Origin of the sequence: Fictibacillus phosphorivorans (assembly GCF_007673525.1) — a bacterium.
Taxonomy (GTDB): domain Bacteria; phylum Bacillota; class Bacilli; order Bacillales; family Fictibacillaceae; genus Fictibacillus; species Fictibacillus phosphorivorans_C.
On record NZ_VDZU01000001.1, the window covers coordinates 1956556 to 1969581 of the forward strand.

Below are 13026 nucleotides of genomic sequence, written 5' to 3' on the forward strand. Positions count from 1 at the left end.
GTGGGTTGAGTTTTTTGTAGGGGGGAGGGTATACGGATGTGTGATGTTTGTCGAAAGTTGTCAACTCGCTGATATATGGTTGAAACTCGCCGTAATATAGCCGAAACTCGCCGGAAAAACTCCGGAATTTCAGGAATTAATCCATGAATTTCTAGAAGTAACACTTTGTATACCCCGTGTGGTATGGGGTGGGACACGTGCTAAGAGCGAAAAGATGCACTTTTCTATGGACTAACTGCCGGTTCCATTACGGTCAGTGTACGGTTAACCGTATTCATGTTTACGTTTACGCCTAAAGGAATCGCTGCTTTATAGTAGCCATGCGCACTTGCAAGGTTTACCATTAATGGCTTTCCAAGTGGAACGAGGAATTCATCAATCACATTTTCGTACGTTTTCCCATAAGCGGGCTGGCATTCCGTACATTCACCCATAATGATTCCGATGCAATCATCAAATTTTCCTGCAAGCTTCAAATGATTCAAATACCGGAAAATGGTATTAACAGGTTCATGAGTATCTTCTAGAAATAAGATCTTTCCCTTTGTGTCAATTTCATACGGTGTTCCTAAACTTCCTACAAAAGAAGTAAGATTCCCGCCAACAATCGGTCCCGTGACATTGCCGGCTACTTTACTGACAAGCGGAATTGCCGGCGGGTTGTTAATCGGCCACGGTGCAGTTAATTGAGTGACGCTATTGAAAAATTGATTATAGTTATATGATGGCGTTCTCTGGCGGAAATCTAAGAGCATCAGACTTTGAAACGTAACAAGGTCAGCAAATTGATAAAGAACATTCAGCAAAATGGTAATATCACTATAACCCGAAACAATCTTAGGGTTGCTTTTAATGACGTTGAAGTCCAGAAAGGGAAGAATGCTGGCAACGCCAACACCGCCTCTAGTAGGCAGGATCAACTTCACTTGCGGGTTTCTAAACATGTTCATTAAATCTGATGCCTGCTGCTGTGGCGTCCCGGCTAAAAATCCATTAGCGGCGTATACATAATCTCCCACCACGACTTGAAATCCCATGTTTCTTAATGTATTGATTCCTTCATTAATAATGTTTGCTTCTAGCGGGCTTCCTAATGTTACGATTCCGATTGTGTCGCCCCGTTGTAATTGACGCGGTTTCATTGCCATACATACAGCTCCCTCCATCGAACCAGAAAACCTCTTACAATTATATTTTGTTTGGGAGGAAGGTATGAAAAAAACGTCCAGATACAGTTCCTGAACGTTTTCGGGTCTATGGTTAGTAAGGCTTGTCTTGATAAAAAAAATTCGGCTTTACGATTTCGTTTTTATAAGGCTTATGAAAGATGTGGGTAGTTGCAGGAGACATCGGCGGAATGAGCCATGCCCAGTTTCCGGTTACTTTACGGCCACTCTCGGTTTCTTTTTCTTCAAACTTCTTAAACTGCTGCGCTGCCGTATGATGGTCGACGATACTAACACCTTCTTCTCTAAATGAATGCAGCACCGCAATGTTTAGTTCCACAAGTGCTTTATCTTTCCAAAGCGAGATGGAACTTTTCGTATCGAGGTCCATAAGTGATGCGATCTGTGGCAGCATGTTGTACCGGTCTTCATCTGCTAAGTTTCGAGCACCAATTTCAGTCCCCATATACCAACCGTTAAAAGGGGCTGCCGTATAGCGAATGCCGCCAATTTCAAGCGCCATATCTGATATAAAAGGGACACCGTACCATTTCAGCTGCAAATCCTGAAACCACTCATATTCCGGGTGGCGAATATCCACCTCGAGGGTAGCCGCTTCAGGCAGTTCAAAGATTTTAGGTGTGTTGTTGTTGATTTGAATCACGATCGGAAGGATATCGAACTTTCCGTATTTCGGCTCCCATCCTAACTCGATACATTTCTTCGTAAAATCGATAGATGCGGGGTCACCAACCACACCATCTTCTAAAACATAGCCCGCATAACGAATCAACTGGTGGTTCCAGATGCGAATGTGGTGATTCTCTGTTTTGGGTGAAAAAATCGTGATGGTTGGACGGATGCGCCCGTGATTTGTGGCATACTCCATATGTTCAATAATCGCTTGAAAGATGTCTTCTTCTGTTTCCAGATGTCGTTTATCGAATGTATTCATCTGATCCCAGAACAGTCTTCCAATACAGCGATTGCTGTTCCGCCAAGCGACTTTTGCTCCGTACTCTAATTCAAAGGGCGTGTGTTTGTATGTGCCTTCAAGATGGATTTCGCTCGTAATCTCGTTGATTCTGTTCTGAATTTCTTCTTCTGTTTTATTTAACTCCTGATAGCAGGCAGTGATAAATTCCGTTACTTCTTGTAAAAGATTGGTTTTCAAAGTAAAGCCCCCAACAAAATAAGTGTATTATTATAATAGCCGAGTTTTCAAGGAAATACCGCTCGGAAGTGTTACAAAAAACGTACATGAATCTTTGGGGGAATGATGATTGAGAGCTCCATACCAAGTTTTGGTTATACCATATCGAATCATAGGAAGTTATGTTAAGTACGCCATTTTAAAAAGAGCAGACCAAAATTATTGGCAAGGAATTGCTGGTGGTGGTGAAGGAGAAGAAACGCCGGTTGAAGCAGCAAGACGTGAAGCATTAGAAGAAGCGGGTTTAAGCGCATCGTGCAACCTTATCCAGCTAGATTCAGTGACATCGCTGCCGGTAAAACATGTTGTTGGTCATTATTTATGGGGTGAGGACATATATGTTATTCCTGAATACTCATTTGGTTTGGAAGTGTTGAATGATGAGTTAACGCTCTCGAGTGAGCACTCTACATACAAGTGGGTTGATTATGAAGAAGCATTGACCTTACTTAAATGGGATAGCAACAAAACGGCACTGTGGGAACTATACGAAAGAATAAACAATCAGAATACAGAAAAGGGAATTAATACTAATATTGAAACAAAAATAAAAGAATGAGGTTTTAGCGGTGACGAATACAAGCTGTTTAATTTGTGAGCGTATTGAAATGATTGAAAACGAAACAAATCCTTATTTTGTTGCTGAGTTAGAAACAGGTTATGTGGTCATTGGAGATCATCAGTATTTTAAGGGATACAGTCTTTTTCTATCTAAACAACATAGGACCGAACTTCATTTTTTAGAGAACGACGTCAAAAATAAGTTTTTGATTGAAATGAGTCAAGTGGCTGAAGCCGTATATAAGGCCTTCAATGTTGAAAAGTTAAACTATGAATTACTCGGGAATGGAGATTCGCATCTACACTGGCATCTGTTTCCCCGAAGAGAAAATGATTCACCAGTAAAAGGACCTGTCTGGTGGGTAAATCGTGAAGAGATGTTCTCGGAGGAAGTAAAGCCTTCCCCTGAAAAACTTGAAGAGATGAAAACGGAATTATACGAGGAATTGATAAAAATTACTCCTATTAAAAGAAGTTTCAAAGAGTGAGTCTAGTCGTGTCGTGCACTTAGAAAGTGTCGAAAATTAGCGAATGGCGTTTATTTCTTCAAAACGACTTAATGAGGCAATAAATAGACTTAATTTTTTTATTTTAGACTTAAGTCATACCGCTTTAGACTTAATTCACCTCTGCTTCCGTTTCATTGGGTAACAGAATGATTTTATAGTGGTCCCAACTAGATTTTTGTTAAAAAACGAACATTTAACTTAAAAATACGTAATATAGTTAAGGTTTTAGTTGAAATTATGAATGAATATTGTTATATTATCAAAGTAACATACATAAAAACGAATTACTCGTATATGCTCGGTAATATGGTCTGAGTGTTTCTACCCGGTTCCCAATGTAAGAACTGGACTACGAGTTGAAGTAATAGGTTGAGTTATATTTTGAAATACAAGTATGTCAGCCATTAATTTAGCAATATCACTTTGCTTAATGATACTTTGACTCCATTAGTCTAGAGGTAGAACGCATCTACATTCTCTAGGCTATTTTTATTGAGTATATTCGTGTAATACGTGACATCTGGAGGGTTATATATAATGAAGAAATACGGATTATTAGCAATCGCAGCTGTTCTATTTCTATCTGCATTAGCAGGATTTAATTTCAATCAAACAGCATCTGGAAAAGAAAAAGCAAAACAACCGATTATCATCCAAGGACCAATGCCGATTGAGGCTGAGAATTTTGCAAAACGTTTAAAAAACGTTAAAGAAGAAAAGTCCGGGAACTTTGTTTTCTATAAAGGAACACTGAATAACTATCCAGTTATTGTTACAAAAACAGGTAAAGGCATGGCGAACACGGCTGCAGCTACTGCTATTGCAATTGAAAAATATAAACCAGCAGCTATTATTAATCAAGGTACATCTGGTGGACATGATCCAAGCTTAAACGTATTTGATATCGTGCTAGGAAAAAGAACGGTTAATCTCGGGTCTTTAAAGACGCCACATAAAGAATCAAACGAAGGCATTCATCCTACATCATGGATTCCAATGGACTTGATGGCATCAGAAGGAAGTGCTGGGGAAGATCCGAATGCGGAAAAAGCGCGTTACTTTGAAGGTGATGCAAAGCTTTTAAAAGCGGCTCATGCTGTTAAAGATAAGTATACAAAAGGGAAAGTTGTAGAGGGTACAATCGGTTCAGCAGACGTTTGGAACAATGAAGTTGACCGTATCAAATGGTTCCATGAGAACTTTGGAACTTCTGTTGAAGAGATGGAAGGTGCATCTGCAGCACAAATTTCTAAAGCTTATAATGTGCCATTCCTAGGAATCCGCGTACTTTCAAACAACAAAACAAATGGCGGCCAATATGATCCTACAACAGCAGCAGCTAATCAAGACTATGTATTTGAGGTTGTTAAACAATACATCTCCATGAAAAAAGGTAAATAAGGATAAGGAAAACCCCGCTAAACATGCTTTAGTGGGGTTTATTTTTCTAATATGGCTTTATTAAATTTTTTTAACAGATGACCAAACTGTTGGCGTTCTTCATCTGTCCAATCGTCGGTAAGCACTTCAAAGCGATCAAGCCGAGCCTTTTTGTACTCATTAAAATCTTCTGTCCCTGATTCTGTTAACTGTAAGAAGTAAGCTCGACGATCCACATGATCTGGAACTTTGTACACATACCCTTTTTTCTCAAGTGACGCAGCTTGTCGACTGACTGTAGAGGTATCCAGCTGCAAGTTATCAGCGAGCGTCTTCACTCCAAGAGGTCCATGAACAGACAACTGATGTAAGAGAAGGTAGGCTGATCTGTCTAGATTACCAATTTTGTTTTTGGATGTGATCGAAGTGACGCGCCTTACAAGGACGGCCATCTCGAGTTCAATTCTTTCAAGTATGGAATTCTTCATCGTAATTGCCACCTTTGCATACAAAACTCTATCAACATGATAACCGATTAGAACAGCATTCAACAACACAATCATAAGTTTGACAGCTATATAGTTGTACTATACAATTACATAGTTGTATTATACAATTATTTATATTCATAATAAAATATAAAGGAGATGTGAGAATGTCATCAAGCACACAAAGTGTAGGCGGCGCTAAGGTTTCAGGAGCAACACTTGATAAACAAAGTTTATTTCATCAGCCGATCTCTGTATGGGCTGTTTTTTTCGCTTGCATAACTGCTTTCATGGGAATGGGATTGGTAAATCCAGTTTTACCTTCTATAGCTGAAAATCTTCAAGCATCACCAAGTGAAGTGACGTTACTTTATACAAGCTATAATGCAGTGATGGCTTTTGCTATGTTGATTACAAGTACCGTTTCGTCTAGACTCGGCAATAAAGGAACACTTTTGGCAGGGGTCTTTATAATTGCGACAGTATCCGCACTAGGGGGATTTGCTGATAACATATGGACACTAGTTGGTCTTCGTGCAGGTTGGGGACTAGGTAATGCTCTGTTTGTAGCAACTGCTCTAGCTGCAATCGTATCCCTTTCGAGCAGCGGAACAGCTAAGGCTATTATTCTGTATGAAGCAGCGGTAGGATTAGGAATCTCAATCGGACCTCTACTCGGTGGTACATTAGGAAGTATTTCGTGGAGATCTCCTTTCTTAGGAGTTTCTACGCTCATGATTCTAGCATTCCTAATTCTTTTGGTATTAATGCCTAAACCGACTACTCAGTTAGCTGTAAAAAAGAAAAAAGCGCCTTTATCGGCTCCGTTTAAAGCGATGAAACATCGTTCACTATTAGTACTTGGAATCGTTGCGGCACTCTATTGGTTTTTTTACGATCATGGCTTACGCACCATTTGTTCTTGGATTACATCCGAAGGGTCTAGGTTATGTGTTCTTAGGGTGGGGAACATTGCTAGCGATCACTTCCGTCTTTATGGCACCGAAACTAGAAAGAACGTTCGGAACGGTAAAATCTATGGCAATCATGCTTTTCTTATTTGTAGCTGATCTTGTAATCATGGGACTATTCACTTCAACTCAATGGGTGATCATTTCGGCGATCGTTTTTGCTGGAGCGATCTTGGGAAATACAAATACGCTGATTACAACAGCTGTGATGGAAGCTGCACCTGTTGAACGATCGACAGCTTCAGCCGCGTATAGTTTTCTGCGGTTTCTAGGAGCGGCGATCTCTCCTTACATGGCAGCAAAACTAGCAGAGATCTTCAATTTACATCTACCGTTTTATGTAGCAGCTGGATTCGTTTTCCTATCTATCGTTTTCATCGGTTGGAACTACAAACATCTAGCGCACGTAGACCGAATGGATACTGCGCATTAAAATAGTAGAGAAAAAGCCTGCTCCACGACTTGGAGCAGGCTTTTTGTTTATGCTACAAATGAAAAAGGTTCGGATTAACACCGAACCGATCTTCTAATTTAATATAAAAATACCAACTAACGAGTAAACGATGACTGTTGAAAACAGAATCGTCATATGGATTAGAGAATAGATAAAGAGCAGCTTTGCCCATTTCTCAGAATCCTTGTTTTTCTTGTACCCATAGATGCTCAATACGAGCCATCCCACGTTCATAAGTAGGGCAACTAACGTTAAACCTAAGCTTAAAGGAAGGAACAAAAAGCTTGTTAAACTCAATAACACAAGATAGATGTTTGTTTGTGTATAGGTTCTTTTTACCCCTTTTACAACAGGTAGCATCGGTATACGAGCTGCCTTATATTCATCGTGTCGGCGAATGGCGATGGCATAAAAGTGAGGCATCTGCCAGATAACTTGAATGATGAAAAGTGCGGCAATTGCAGGATGTGCAAGCGTGCCTGTCATGGCTGCCCAACCGATAAGTGGAGGCATCGCTCCTGAAATACTGCCTACCTCAGTGTTATAGATCGTTCTCCGTTTCGTCCACATCGTATAAGGAACGACATAGAAGAAAAGACCTAAGAAACCTAGTAGTGCCGCAAGCGGTGTAGTGAAGGCAAGAGCGATAATACCAAGTACAGCCATAATACCAGCGAGTGTAATAGCAAATTTCGTATCAATCTCACCAGTAACCGTAGGTCGGCTCTTCGTTCTTTCCATGATCGCATCAATATCGCGGTCATATACATTATTTAACGTACCAGCAGCACCGATTACTAAAATCGTTCCAATTAATGCGAATACAACATCAAGTAACTTCGTGCCAGGATCGATATCGTACGTATATAATGCCAGCGTAAGTCCAGCAAACATAGGAACGAGGTTAGACTTGATGATTCCCGTTTTCACAGTTTGTGACAGAATAGCTGACCGTTTTTGTCTTTCTACTTTTACAGTTTTCTCCATACTATAAGACACCATCTTCACAATAATTCTCTCTCTATATTATCCATATAGTGTAACCTTAAATCCACTTCTATTAAAGCACTAAATGAATTCCCAGTTCAAATAATAGAACACCTTAAGACACTTTACACAAAGGTTTTGTGAACGTTCTGTGAGGTTTATGTGATAGAAATGTGATACAAACGCTTACGTAGCTTATGACCGCTCCGTTTCCGCCCTTTGTTTTTTATTACCGATATATATAAAACGAAGCGCGATTAACATCAAAAGGATCGCGAGTAATCGCTCCCAAGTGAATGGAACGGATAGACCTCCAAAAAATCCAAAATGATCGATAACCATACCCGCAGAAAGCTGACCGATGACGGTTGCGATGTTAGTTGCGATAACACCGATTCTCGGCACAGCAACCACTGTTAAAAACAAGTAACCAACCCCAAACCAAACGGCTGCAAGCTGCCATTTTGGCGCTTCAAAGACCTTTAAGATGTTACCTTCTCCAAAGAAAAGAATCAGAATGGCTAATAGGAGTGCACCTGAGAAAAACGTTAAAAACGCAGCTTCATACGTACCGGATTTTCTACTGAATGCGCCGTTAATGGAGGATTGTGCACTAAGAAGCACACCACCTATGACTGATCCTAGAAGAATAATTATGTGCATGTTGTAATCCCTTCTTTCCTAAAAAATGAGCAGCAGTGAGATTGTCATGAGCGTTACTGCAATAAGTTTTTCTTTGTTAATGCGCGCTTTTGAACTTCCTAGCCAACCTCTGTGCTCAATAAGCATACTCATAGCCATCTGACCGATGATGACAGAAATCATAGCAATACCTACGCCAACAATCGGTATAGCTATGATTAAAATTGTCAGATAGATGGTACCTAGGACACCACCAGAAAGTTCCCACTTTGGCGCTTGAAAGGTATAGGCGAGAGAACCCTTACCTAAAAACAGAACGACGATTCCTAAAATAATGGCACCTACAAAAAAGTTATAAAAGCTGCTTTCTAACTTTCCAATCGTTTTGCCAAGTTCTCCGTAGATCGCTCCTTCAACACTAAGTGAAACTCCAGCAAGTAGTGCTAAAAGGTAAGTCCAAATCTTCATAAACAAAACCCCTTCATATTTACATATTTAAAATTATCGATATAAAAATAAAAAAAGAAGAACCTATAATTCTTCTTTTAGATAGGTAGCTAACTCTTGAATGTTCTTTTCATTTCTCCGATAGTACGTCCATTTGCCATGACGCTCTGATTCAAGCAAACCAGCTTTCTGCATCATCGATAAATATTGGGATACAGTGGATTGCGAAAGATTCGCTTTTTCCTGTATATCTCCCACACAGATACCGCCTTTTTCATTAATCGTTTTTGATAGATGAGCAGTAGGTTTATCAAAGTGTTGTTGAGGTTCTTTGAGCCATTTCAGAATGTCAAGGCGAATGTCGTTAGAAAGCGCCTTAAAAACATCGATAGGATTATTCATGTTTTATACTCTAATCGGTTTTTCTCGATATGTCAATTTGTTAAACTACTCTAGGAAATTGGAAAAAAATGAAACATATTAGCATCGTGAATCGTAATATTTAAGTATGAAATCAAATAGGAGGGATGTAAAAATGGAATCTATTTTATCTATTCTAGTCCTCATTACGTTGATTTTCTCTATTACATATGTCACACGTCAAAGGCGAAATCAAGGAATAACAGGTCTAAGAACAGCCTTAACATCAATCTGTTTTTTCTTGATCGCGATAGTAAATCTTGTAGCATACTGGTTTGATTTCCTTGGGGTATGGAGCTGGGGAACATCGGTTGTACTGTTACTGTTGGGGGCATATTTCACAAAGTATTTAAGAAGAATTGAGCAAGCTTAAAGTCATATAACAAGGAAAGTGAAACGACTAACTTTTATAGGTGAGAAAGGGAGCAGAGTAAAGCTGTGACCCTTTTTCATGTTAGGAACATAAGATTAGGATTTATAGTCCATTAAATTGGGTAATGAAAGAAATCCATATTTAGTAATAATGTCAAATGCTAAAAAATAGAGAAGATCCGGAAGGCGACTTGGAATGAGAAAACATATGGGCATCGTATCACTATTAATACTTTTATCCACTTTACTTATTTTGCAATTCATTATTGAAAATCATTTAAGTGAAACTGGGTTTATCATTCTACTAATTGGGGTTGTATTAGCGTTTCTTACAGCTTTAATTAGTATAAAAGGATTTTGGAGAACTACTGCTTTTAGTGGTATCGGTTTGTTCTTTATTATCTTTATTTTTGGAATCTTATCTTTCATAGGAGTAATATAAGTCTTTCTTTTATATCGTATTATAAGATATAATCTTAATTAACGATATAAAAAGAGGTGTTTATCATGCTTAATTCGTCAAAGTTAAATCAATATTGGACAGATATCTATTTTCACTTGCACTATCCACACGGAGAGAAAATTACTCATCAAGTGGTACGAATACTACAATTAATTGAAAAGAAAGATAGGGTAGTTGTGAATGATGTAGCAACCCATCTCAAGATCTCTCCCAATACTGCTTCTGAACATGTGAAGCGAATGATCCATAAGAAATATATAGAAAAGAAGCGTGATCAGAATGACGAAAGAAAAGTCATTCTTCAGTTAACGGATTTTGGGAAAAACGTACTTCACGAGAACACGAGTCTTGATGTAGAAAAGTTGAAACATGTTTTTAGTAAGATGGATGAAGTTGAACAAGAGTTAATCTCAAAGGCTTTTAAACTGCTTAGTGAGCGTGCAAAATCATGTATGTAGTTATGAAAATTCTAATATCTGCAGGAGTTATTGCAGCTGTTACCGAAATTGCTAAGAGGTTTCCTAGCTTCGGTGGGTTGATCGCTGCTCTCCCACTCGTTAGTTTGTTAAGCATCATCTGGCTTTATGTACAAGGAGAGCAGACCAAAACCTTAAGCAAATTTGCACTGGGAGTTCTTTCGGGATTTGCAGCGACTGCCGTTCTATTATTCATCGTTTATGTTTCTTTAAAGCAATCATTGTCACTAATGACTTGTTTAGGTTTAGGTATTAGCGGTTGGATTGGATGTATTTTGCTTCGAGAGGTAGCTATTAAGTTCATAAAAACTATAATCTGACGACAGGACATTAAATTTTGTAAAGAGGTGTAAAAATGCAAAATACAAATCTACCATTAAAATTAGCAAAACCGGCTGAAAGGGCTCTGACATCTGCGGGCATCACAACAATTGAACAACTAACGGATTGGAGGGAATCAGACCTTAAGAAATTACACGGAATGGGACCGAAAGCGATGGGACAGCTCCTTGCTGCACTGCAAGAAAAAGGACTGTCTTTTAAGGAATAATATACTGTTATAAACATAAAAAGGAGAACGCTTACATGTTACAGACTACACTTATAAAAGCAACAGTTAACGATGCAGAACAATTAACAGCCATTATGGAGAAAACCTTTGATTACGAAGCGGAAAAGTGGCTTTCGAATCGAGACATCATTGATTACAATATCCAGCCGCCTGGATACACATCCATTGAACTGACCAAATATATGATTAAAGAGTTAGAATATTTTAAAGTAATGTACGATGGGTTACTTGTTGGAGGAATCATAGCCACAATCTCAGGAAAGTCATACGGCAGGATTGATCGGATTTTTATTGATCCAGAACATCAAGGCAACGGGATTGGATCTACTGTTATCAATTTGATAGAAAAAGAATTTCCATTTATAAGAGCTTGGGATCTTGAGACGTCGAGCAGACAGCTTAATAACCATCACTTTTATAAAAAGTTGGGTTATGTTGTGACCTTTGAAGGGGAAGAAGAGTTTTGTTTTGTAAAACATATTAAGCAGCCGGTGCAGCATGAGAGTTTGTTGAAGAATCAAAATTTATCTTGTCAGCAATTTGAAAACTCTGATCTAAGTCACTCTGAATATTACCAAGTTACGATGGAAGGCAGTTCAGTGAGTAATAGTAATGTGAGTCATATACATATGAGCAATTGCAATTTAAGTCATTCTAAGTTTCAAAATATTAACTATAGAAAAACGATGTTTGCCGATTTAAATTTATCAGATAGTGAATTCATTTATGTAACGTTAAGTGGTGTGCAATTTACAGATACGAATCTTGGTGACAAGGCGAAACCTCTTGTATTGAATAGGTGCGATCTTACTGGTTCAAAACTAATAAATTGTGACCTCAAAAATGTTGAGATTGAAAAAAGCGATATCAGCGGTATGAAAATTAATAACATTCCTGTTGAAGAATTGCTTCAATTGTACTATCAAACTAGTAAAAACTAAGACCTTCTTTAAAGACGATAGGAGATGAACAAATGATACAGCAACTTAACGGTCAAGAATTTGAAATCAGAGGAAAAAAGCTATATGTAGAACAGTACGGTAGCCAGGATAAACCGGCCATCCTCTATCTTCATGGAGGTCCTGGGGAAGGTTGTCATGATTTTTCCTTCCATCAAGCTGAAAGATTAGGGGAGCACTTCAATCTTATCTTAATTGACCAAAGGGGAGTATGCCGTTCTGAAAACATAGAAAAGGACGAACCCTTTGGATTTCAAGATTTGATTGATGACTGTGAAGCTCTCCGTGAATACTTACATATAAAAAAATGGTCATTGATCGGCCATTCCTTTGGGGGCTTTTTAGCTCTAGCTTATGTTCGGCAGCATCCCGATTCTATAGAGAAAGTCATTTTTGAAGGACCTACCTTTGATTTTGAGCTAACATCCAGAAGTCTTATTAGAAAGACTGCTCATTTACTTAAGAAGTATGGGAAACATGAAGGATACGAAAAAGGATTACTGCTCGCTGAGGGAGATCATACCATTCGTGAATTAACAGAAGAATATATGAAGTTGAGTGATGAGTTAGGTGAAAACCGTATGGAGATCTATCGACATAATCATAATAACCCAACTGATTATGATTCATTTTATTCTGAAGAAGATTGGGACGAATTCTATGACCGTTCAGAGCGCCACTTCAACTTATTAAGAGAAGAAGGCAAGATATTTGATTCTTTGCTAGGTGACATTAAGTTTGTTAAAAATCCGATGTTATTACTCGTTGGAAAATATGATGCTTGTACGTGTGAAAAACATTTCGAGGTGTTCGAACGAGATGCTATTAACGGAGAAATCTTTATCTTTGAAGAAAGTGGCCACACTCCTCATTACGAGGAGTCAGAGAAGTTTAAACAAGTTGTCATTCAATATCTGCAATCATAATAAAAGGAAGACCATGTTTCG

The 13026-nt window shown here is 38.6% G+C and carries 16 protein-coding genes, 1 pseudogene and 1 riboswitch; of the genes and pseudogenes, 10 read left to right on the plus strand and 7 right to left on the minus strand.

Going from position 1 to position 13026, the window contains the following annotated elements:
• Positions 1-224 precede the first annotated feature (224 nt).
• Positions 225-1148 carry a S66 peptidase family protein gene (locus tag FS458_RS09705; protein ID WP_144699902.1) on the minus strand — a complete coding sequence of 308 codons (924 nt, stop codon included), beginning with the start codon at positions 1146-1148 and terminating at the stop codon, positions 225-227.
• Positions 1149-1260: 112 nt separating this feature from the next.
• Complete coding sequence (locus FS458_RS09710) at positions 1261-2340, minus strand: nitric oxide synthase oxygenase (RefSeq protein ID WP_144699904.1); 1080 nt, start codon at positions 2338-2340, stop codon at positions 1261-1263.
• Positions 2341-2449: 109 nt separating this feature from the next.
• Here FS458_RS09710 and FS458_RS09715 point away from each other — a divergent pair, with 109 nt between their 5' ends.
• The 3 genes from FS458_RS09715 (at position 2450) to FS458_RS09725 (ending at position 4850) form a co-directional block, all read left to right on the plus strand.
• Positions 2450-2938, plus strand: coding sequence for an NUDIX hydrolase (locus tag FS458_RS09715; RefSeq protein ID WP_144699906.1), 489 nt, complete (start codon positions 2450-2452; stop codon positions 2936-2938).
• A 10-nt stretch (positions 2939-2948) separates the two neighbouring features.
• A complete protein-coding gene (locus FS458_RS09720) occupies positions 2949-3428 on the plus strand; it encodes an HIT family protein (protein ID WP_260858546.1) in 480 nt (159 codons plus the stop codon).
• Positions 3429-3717: 289 nt separating this feature from the next.
• A riboswitch (purine riboswitch) is annotated at positions 3718-3821 on the plus strand.
• 165 nt (positions 3822-3986) lie between these two features.
• Entirely contained in the window at positions 3987-4850 is an 864-nt protein-coding gene (locus FS458_RS09725) for a 5'-methylthioadenosine/S-adenosylhomocysteine nucleosidase (protein WP_144699908.1), read from the plus strand.
• 38 nt (positions 4851-4888) lie between these two features.
• Here the strand turns inward: FS458_RS09725 and FS458_RS09730 are convergent, their stop codons facing one another.
• Complete coding sequence (locus FS458_RS09730; protein ID WP_144699910.1) at positions 4889-5317, minus strand: MarR family winged helix-turn-helix transcriptional regulator; 429 nt, start codon at positions 5315-5317, stop codon at positions 4889-4891.
• 167 nt (positions 5318-5484) lie between these two features.
• On the opposite strand from FS458_RS09730, the pseudogene FS458_RS09735 reads away from it, so the two are divergent.
• Positions 5485-6721: pseudogene (locus FS458_RS09735) on the plus strand (MFS transporter).
• A 93-nt stretch (positions 6722-6814) separates the two neighbouring features.
• On the opposite strand, the gene cyoE reads toward FS458_RS09735, so the two are convergent.
• From cyoE to FS458_RS09755, 4 genes are all read right to left on the minus strand, one after another.
• The gene (gene cyoE / locus FS458_RS09740; RefSeq protein WP_144699912.1) at positions 6815-7729 is read right to left on the minus strand and encodes a heme o synthase; all 915 of its coding nucleotides are present in this window, start codon (positions 7727-7729) and stop codon (positions 6815-6817) included.
• 195 nt (positions 7730-7924) lie between these two features.
• On the minus strand, positions 7925-8392 hold the full coding sequence (locus FS458_RS09745) for a DMT family transporter (RefSeq protein WP_144699914.1): 468 nt from the start codon (positions 8390-8392) through the stop codon (positions 7925-7927).
• An 18-nt stretch (positions 8393-8410) separates the two neighbouring features.
• Positions 8411-8839 (minus strand): DMT family transporter, encoded by a 429-nt coding sequence (locus tag FS458_RS09750; RefSeq protein WP_144699916.1) that lies wholly within the window; start codon positions 8837-8839, stop codon positions 8411-8413.
• Positions 8840-8902: 63 nt separating this feature from the next.
• Positions 8903-9220: an ArsR/SmtB family transcription factor gene (locus FS458_RS09755; RefSeq protein WP_144699918.1), complete on the minus strand. Its 318-nt coding sequence runs from the start codon at positions 9218-9220 to the stop codon at positions 8903-8905.
• Between the two features lie 133 nt (positions 9221-9353).
• Between FS458_RS09755 and FS458_RS09760 the strand changes: the two genes are divergently transcribed.
• The 6 genes from FS458_RS09760 to FS458_RS09785 all read left to right on the plus strand — a co-directional run bounded on the left by FS458_RS09760 (position 9354) and on the right by FS458_RS09785 (position 13005).
• Positions 9354-9611 carry a hypothetical protein gene (locus tag FS458_RS09760; RefSeq protein ID WP_144699920.1) on the plus strand — a complete coding sequence of 86 codons (258 nt, stop codon included), beginning with the start codon at positions 9354-9356 and terminating at the stop codon, positions 9609-9611.
• 506 nt (positions 9612-10117) lie between these two features.
• Positions 10118-10531, plus strand: coding sequence for a MarR family winged helix-turn-helix transcriptional regulator (locus FS458_RS09765; RefSeq protein ID WP_144699922.1), 414 nt, complete (start codon positions 10118-10120; stop codon positions 10529-10531).
• Entirely contained in the window at positions 10522-10869 is a 348-nt protein-coding gene (locus FS458_RS09770; RefSeq protein ID WP_144699923.1) for a DUF3147 family protein, read from the plus strand. Before FS458_RS09765 ends, FS458_RS09770 begins: the two co-directional genes overlap by 10 nt.
• 35 nt (positions 10870-10904) lie before the next feature.
• Positions 10905-11099, plus strand: coding sequence for a DNA-directed RNA polymerase subunit alpha C-terminal domain-containing protein (locus FS458_RS09775; RefSeq protein WP_144699925.1), 195 nt, complete (start codon positions 10905-10907; stop codon positions 11097-11099).
• A 35-nt stretch (positions 11100-11134) separates the two neighbouring features.
• Positions 11135-12061, plus strand: coding sequence for a GNAT family N-acetyltransferase (locus FS458_RS09780; protein WP_144699928.1), 927 nt, complete (start codon positions 11135-11137; stop codon positions 12059-12061).
• Positions 12062-12093: 32 nt separating this feature from the next.
• Positions 12094-13005: an alpha/beta fold hydrolase gene (locus FS458_RS09785; RefSeq protein ID WP_144699930.1), complete on the plus strand. Its 912-nt coding sequence runs from the start codon at positions 12094-12096 to the stop codon at positions 13003-13005.
• The last annotated feature ends 21 nt before the right edge of the window (positions 13006-13026 follow it).

Bases quoted from the DNA above. Each gene is read 5' to 3' on its own strand.
- FS458_RS09705 (WP_144699902.1), bottom strand. From the start codon at position 1,148: ATGGCAATGAAACCGCGTCAATTACAACGGGGCGACACAATCGGAATC.
- FS458_RS09725 (WP_144699908.1), top strand. From the start codon at position 3,987: ATGAAGAAATACGGATTATTAGCAATCGCAGCTGTTCTATTTCTATCT.
- FS458_RS09730 (WP_144699910.1), bottom strand. From the start codon at position 5,317: ATGAAGAATTCCATACTTGAAAGAATTGAACTCGAGATGGCCGTCCTT.
- cyoE (WP_144699912.1), bottom strand. From the start codon at position 7,729: ATGGAGAAAACTGTAAAAGTAGAAAGACAAAAACGGTCAGCTATTCTG.
- FS458_RS09745 (WP_144699914.1), bottom strand. From the start codon at position 8,392: ATGCACATAATTATTCTTCTAGGATCAGTCATAGGTGGTGTGCTTCTT.
- FS458_RS09750 (WP_144699916.1), bottom strand. From the start codon at position 8,839: ATGAAGATTTGGACTTACCTTTTAGCACTACTTGCTGGAGTTTCACTT.
- FS458_RS09755 (WP_144699918.1), bottom strand. From the start codon at position 9,220: ATGAATAATCCTATCGATGTTTTTAAGGCGCTTTCTAACGACATTCGC.
- FS458_RS09760 (WP_144699920.1), top strand. From the start codon at position 9,354: ATGGAATCTATTTTATCTATTCTAGTCCTCATTACGTTGATTTTCTCT.
- FS458_RS09765 (WP_144699922.1), top strand. From the start codon at position 10,118: ATGCTTAATTCGTCAAAGTTAAATCAATATTGGACAGATATCTATTTT.
- FS458_RS09770 (WP_144699923.1), top strand. From the start codon at position 10,522: ATGTATGTAGTTATGAAAATTCTAATATCTGCAGGAGTTATTGCAGCT.
- FS458_RS09775 (WP_144699925.1), top strand. From the start codon at position 10,905: ATGCAAAATACAAATCTACCATTAAAATTAGCAAAACCGGCTGAAAGG.
- FS458_RS09780 (WP_144699928.1), top strand. From the start codon at position 11,135: ATGTTACAGACTACACTTATAAAAGCAACAGTTAACGATGCAGAACAA.
- FS458_RS09785 (WP_144699930.1), top strand. From the start codon at position 12,094: ATGATACAGCAACTTAACGGTCAAGAATTTGAAATCAGAGGAAAAAAG.